Below are 5351 nucleotides of genomic sequence, written 5' to 3' on the forward strand. Positions count from 1 at the left end.
GCCAACACCGCCGCGAACAATAAACGAGTAACCTGCAAGCATAACGCCACCGATACCGCTGACGGCCATCAGTGCAAAAAGGGTAATTACGGCCAGTTTCGTTGCCTTCATCATGTGCTCCTGTTGTTAACGGAACAATTATACGGTGAAGCGCAGCTGTTAATGAACCATTAAATGCCGTTACAACGCATTTGGCCCCAGCGAGTAAACGGGATAACCATGTTCGCGCCATTCCGTCAGGAGCTGCTGCTGGGAAGCGGAGGGGACTTCGCCACACCAGACCAGCAGCGTCTGCCCCTCAAACAGTTCCGGCCTGAGCTGTGCCAGGGAGTGTGCAAGCACGTCAACGCGCCAGCCCTGCTGGGTGGCAATCCAGGCTTCGAGCCACAGCCGGGTGGTATCGTGGACGTTCCAGCCGATCACCAGCGCATCTTTGCTGTTTTTATTCCGCGCTGAGGCAAGACAGACGGAAATATAGTTAATGAGCACGCCATCAAGCATGCTGAGCAGTGCCTGTAAGGTGGTTTGCTGACACTGAAGCCGACGCCGTAGGGGAATAAAAAGATGGGTGATCAGGGTTTGCGCGGGGTAGTCTCGACCCTGTTCTTTGATCCAGCCGCGCAGACGCTGCAAATTGCCGGTCTGCAACAGCCTCAGCAGCGTTTCCTGCTGCTCGCGCCAGAGATGCTGCGTATCAGGATCGTCCTGGCTCAGAAGCGACTTCACCTTGCCTACCTGTACGCCATTGTCGATCCAGCTTTTGATCTCGCGGATCCGGTCAATATCCGCATCGTTAAACAGGCGGTGCCCGCCATCCGTTCTTTGCGGCTTAAGCAATCCATACCGTCGCTGCCACGCCCGTAGCGTAACGGGATTGATATCACACAGGAGTGCCACTTCACCTATCGTGTAAAGCGCCATTTTCGCCCCCAGGCTTGCGCGTCCCCAGCTTAACTGTAGACCCACTTTGCGGAACCAGGAAGATTTGATTCTTTTTTGTACAAATTATACGAAAGACAGGTTATCTCCGGCAAAAGGTGTGATGACGGACACGATTTATCGCTTTTTTGGCACGTTTCAAAGAAAGTTAACCGCCATCAGTGTATGTTACGCGTTTTTAGAATGTGCGGTTTGTGAGTATGTACGAGTTTAATCTGGTGCTGCTGTTGCTTCAGCAGATGTGCGTGTTTCTTGTCATCGCCTGGTTGATGAGCAAAACGCGCCTGTTCATTCCGCTGATGCAGGTCACCGTCCGTCTGCCGCACAAATTCCTCTGCTACGTCGTATTTTCCATATTCTGCATTATGGGGACCTGGTTTGGTCTCCATATTGAAGATTCCATCGCCAATACGCGCGCCATTGGCGCGGTAATGGGCGGGCTGCTCGGAGGCCCGGTCGTGGGCGGTCTGGTGGGGTTAACCGGCGGCCTGCACCGCTATTCGATGGGCGGTATGACGGCACTAAGCTGCATGATCTCCACCATTGTCGAAGGGCTGCTCGGTGGTCTCGTCCACAGCTATATGATTAAGCGCGGACGGCCGGATAAAGTGTTCAGTCCCCTTACCGCCGGGGCGATCACCTTCGTGGCGGAAATGGCGCAGATGGCGATCATCCTGCTGATCGCGCGCCCGTTTGACGATGCGTTACATCTGGTCAGCAGCATTGCCGCACCGATGATGGTCACCAATACCGTTGGTGCGGCGCTGTTTATGCGCATTCTGCTCGACAAACGCGCCATGTTCGAAAAATACACCTCGGCATTTTCTGCCACCGCATTAAAAGTTGCGGCGTCGACGGAAGGGATCCTGCGGCAGGGATTCAACGAGGAGAACAGCATGAAGGTGGCGCAGGTGCTGTATAAAGAGCTGGATATCGGGGCCGTGGCGATTACCGATCGCGAAAAGTTGCTGGCGTTTACCGGTACCGGGGACGACCACCATCTTCCAGGTAAGCCGATCTCCTCGGCCTACACTTTGCGCGCTATTGAAACGGGTGAAGTGGTGTATGCCGACGGGAATGAAGTGCCGTACCGCTGTTCCCTGCATCCGCAGTGCAAACTTGGCTCTACGCTGGTTATTCCCCTGCGGGGCGAAAACCAGCGCGTCATGGGCACCATTAAGCTTTACGAAGCCAAAAATCGCCTTTTCAGCTCCATCAACCGCACGCTGGGGGAGGGTATCGCCCAGCTGCTTTCGGCGCAAATCCTGGCGGGGCAGTATGAACGGCAAAAAGCGCTGCTGACGCAGTCAGAAATTAAGCTCCTGCACGCTCAGGTGAATCCGCATTTCCTGTTTAACGCGCTTAACACGCTGAAGGCGGTGATCCGCCGCGACAGCGATCAGGCCGCGCAGCTGGTGCAATTTCTGTCGACATTTTTCCGCAAAAACCTGAAGCGTCCCTCGGAGATCGTCACCCTCGCGGACGAGATTGAGCATGTAAACGCCTATCTGCAAATTGAAAAAGCGCGCTTCCAGTCACGATTACAGGTGTCGTTATCCGTCCCGGATGAGCTGGCGTATCAGCATCTTCCGGCCTTTACCCTGCAACCGATTGTGGAGAACGCCATTAAGCATGGGACGTCGCAGCTGCTGGGAACCGGAGAAATCATGATTTCCGCTTCCCGTTTTAACCACCATCTTGTACTGGATATTGAAGATAACGCGGGGCTGTATGAAGCCTCCGCGTCAGGCGGTCTGGGCATGAGCCTGGTGGATAAGCGCCTGCGCGCACATTTTGGTGATGACTGCGGTATCACCGTCGCCTGTGAGCCAGACCGCTATACCCGAATTACCTTACGATTGCCGCTGGAGGAGAACGCATGTTAAGAGTGCTGATTGTTGATGATGAGCCGTTAGCACGGGAAAACCTGCGTGTCCTGTTGCAGGAGCAGAGTGATATTGAGGTCGTGGGGGAATGCGCCAATGCCATTGAAGGCATCGGTGCTGTGCATAAACTGCGCCCGGACGTGCTGTTCCTTGATATTCAGATGCCGCGCATCAGCGGTCTGGAGATGGTCGGCATGCTCGACCCGGAGCACCGTCCCTATATCGTCTTTCTGACGGCCTTTGATGAGTACGCGGTAAAGGCGTTTGAAGAGCACGCGTTTGATTATCTGCTGAAACCGATTGAAGAGAAACGCCTTGAAAAGACCCTGACCCGTCTGCGCCAGGAGCGTACCGCGCAGGACGTGACGCTGCTGCCGGAGCATCAGCAGCCCCTGAAGTTTATCCCCTGTACCGGGCACAGCCGGATTTACCTCCTGCAAATGGACGACGTTGCCTTTGTCAGCAGTCGTCTGAGCGGGGTATACGTCACCAGCGCCGAAGGTAACGAAGGCTTTACCGAGCTGACCCTGCGCACGCTGGAGAGCCGCACGCCGCTGATCCGCTGCCATCGTCAGTACCTGGTGAACATGGCGCACCTGAAGGAGATCCGCCTGGAAGATAACGGCCAGGCCGAACTGGTGCTACGTGCAGGGCAAACCGTGCCCGTCAGTCGTCGCTATCTGAAAAGTTTGAAAGAGGCGATAGGGCTGTAAAACTGGTACACTGCGCGCCATTGCATCATCGACATTCGAAGGCTCTATGCTAAGTAACGATATTCTTCGTAGCCTGCGCTACACCCTGAAAGCGAACAATAATGACATGGTGCGCATTCTTGCGCTCTCCGACATGGAATCCACGTCCGCCGGGTTCGACACCTGGATGACTAAAGAAGATGAAGAGGGTTTTGTTCGCTGCCCGGACATCATTCTGTCGGGCTTCCTGAACGGCCTGATCTACGACAAGCGCGGCAAAGATGAATCTGCGCCTGAGCTGGCGCTTGAGCGTCGGGTGAATAACAACACGGTGCTGAAAAAGCTGCGTATTGCGTTCTCCCTGAAAACTGACGACATTCTGGCGATCATGACCGAGCAGAAATTTCGCGTGTCGATGCCGGAAATCACCGCCATGATGCGCGCGCCGGATCATAAAAATTACCGCGAGTGTGGGGATCAGTTTCTGCGTTATTTCCTGCGTGGGTTGACGCAGCGGGTGCATAACCAGAAGGGGTGATTTTTAGCCGGGTGGCGGCCTCGCCTTACCCGGCTAAAAACTCGTTGGCCCGTGCAAGCGTAGCGCCGCCGGGCAAAAAAAAGCCGGATTCTCATCCGGCTTATTTATTACTTCACCTGCTGACCCGGCTTCGCGCCTTCGTCAGGGCTTAACAGGAAGATGTCTTTTCCGCCCGGGCCTGCGGCCATCACCATCCCTTCAGAGATGCCGAAGCGCATTTTACGCGGCGCCAGGTTTGCCACCATCACGGTCTGACGACCGATCAGCACCTGCGGATCAGGGTACGCGGAACGAATGCCGGAGAAGACGTTACGTTTCTCGCCGCCCAGATCCAGCGTCAGACGCAGCAGTTTGTCAGAACCTTCCACGAACTCCGCGTTTTCGATCAGCGCCACGCGCAGGTCGACTTTGGCGAAATCATCAAAGGTGATGGTCTCCTGAATCGGATCGTCCGCCAGCGGGCCGGTCACCGGCGCGGCAGCCGCTTTCACCTCTTCTTTTGATGCTTCCACCAGCGCGTCAACCTGTTTCATCTCGATGCGGTTATACAGCGCCTTGAAGGTGTTCACCTTGTGGCCGAGCAGCGGCTGCTGGATGGCATCCCAGGTCAGTTCGGTGTTCAGGAATGCTTCCGCGCGGGCTGCCAGCTGCGGCAGAACCGGCTTCAGCCAGGTCATCAGCACGCGGAACATGTTCAGACCCATGGTGCAGATCGCCTGCAAGTCGGCGTCGCGGCCTTCCTGTTTCGCCACCACCCATGGTGCCTGCTCGTCGACATATCGGTTGGCCACGTCTGCCAGCGCCATGATTTCGCGAATGGCTTTACCAAATTCACGACTTTCCCAGGCTTCGCCAACCGCAGCGGCGGCGTCGGTGAAGGTTTTATACAGCTCAGGATCGGCCAGTTCGGCAGAGAGCACGCCGTCAAAGCGTTTAGCGATAAAACCTGCGTTACGGGACGCCAGGTTCACCACCTTGTTGACGATGTCCGCGTTCACGCGCTGCACGAAATCTTCCAGATTCAGGTCGATATCGTCGATGCGGGAAGAGAGCTTCGCGGTGTAGTAGTAGCGCAGGCTATCCGCATCGAAGTGGTTCAGCCAGGTGCTGGCCTTAATAAACGTCCCGCGAGATTTGGACATCTTCGCGCCGTTGACCGTTACGTAGCCGTGTACGAACAGGTTAGTCGGCTTGCGGAAATTGCTGCCTTCAAGCATCGCTGGCCAGAACAGGCTGTGGAAGTAAACGATGTCTTTGCCGATGAAGTGGTACAGCTCGGCGGTGGAATCTTTCTTC

General features: G+C 55.7%; 6 protein-coding genes. 3 read left to right on the plus strand and 3 right to left on the minus strand.

Translation table 11 applies throughout. The features are described from left to right. Together HP459_RS20980 and mlrA are read right to left on the minus strand one after the other, a co-directional pair. A partial coding sequence (locus HP459_RS20980; protein WP_022648678.1) for a protein YohO occupies positions 1–111 on the minus strand: 111 nt, incomplete at its 3' end. Between the two features lie 69 nt (positions 112–180). Continuing rightward, positions 181–921 carry an HTH-type transcriptional regulator MlrA gene (gene mlrA / locus HP459_RS20985; RefSeq protein WP_022648677.1) on the minus strand — a complete coding sequence of 247 codons (741 nt, stop codon included), beginning with the start codon at positions 919–921 and terminating at the stop codon, positions 181–183. A 218-nt stretch (positions 922–1139) separates the two neighbouring features. Between mlrA and HP459_RS20990 the strand changes: the two genes are divergently transcribed. Genes HP459_RS20990 through HP459_RS21000 form a run of 3 tightly spaced genes read left to right on the plus strand, consistent with a single transcriptional unit; the run spans position 1140 to position 4055 of the window. After that, the gene (locus HP459_RS20990) at positions 1140–2825 is read left to right on the plus strand and encodes a sensor histidine kinase (protein WP_003859271.1); all 1686 of its coding nucleotides are present in this window, start codon (positions 1140–1142) and stop codon (positions 2823–2825) included. Continuing rightward, positions 2819–3538 (plus strand): two-component system response regulator BtsR, encoded by a 720-nt coding sequence (btsR, locus tag HP459_RS20995; RefSeq protein WP_022648676.1) that lies wholly within the window; start codon positions 2819–2821, stop codon positions 3536–3538. Before HP459_RS20990 ends, btsR begins: the two co-directional genes overlap by 7 nt. A gap of 46 nt (positions 3539–3584) precedes the next feature. Further along, entirely contained in the window at positions 3585–4055 is a 471-nt protein-coding gene (locus tag HP459_RS21000; RefSeq protein ID WP_015572337.1) for a DUF1456 family protein, read from the plus strand. A 107-nt stretch (positions 4056–4162) separates the two neighbouring features. Here the strand turns inward: HP459_RS21000 and metG are convergent. Beyond that, positions 4163–5351, minus strand: a 1189-nt coding sequence (metG, locus tag HP459_RS21005; RefSeq protein ID WP_171936778.1) for a methionine--tRNA ligase subunit beta, incomplete at its 5' end; no start/stop codon positions are given.

It is taken from the genome of Enterobacter sp. CM29, from assembly GCF_013179605.1.
Lineage (GTDB): Bacteria > Pseudomonadota > Gammaproteobacteria > Enterobacterales > Enterobacteriaceae > Enterobacter > Enterobacter intestinihominis.

Coding starts and splice junctions, on each gene's coding strand:
- mlrA (WP_022648677.1), bottom strand. CDS start 921: ATGGCGCTTTACACGATAGGTGAAGTGGCACTCCTGTGTGATATCAAT.
- HP459_RS20990 (WP_003859271.1), top strand. CDS start 1,140: ATGTACGAGTTTAATCTGGTGCTGCTGTTGCTTCAGCAGATGTGCGTG.
- btsR (WP_022648676.1), top strand. CDS start 2,819: ATGTTAAGAGTGCTGATTGTTGATGATGAGCCGTTAGCACGGGAAAAC.
- HP459_RS21000 (WP_015572337.1), top strand. CDS start 3,585: ATGCTAAGTAACGATATTCTTCGTAGCCTGCGCTACACCCTGAAAGCG.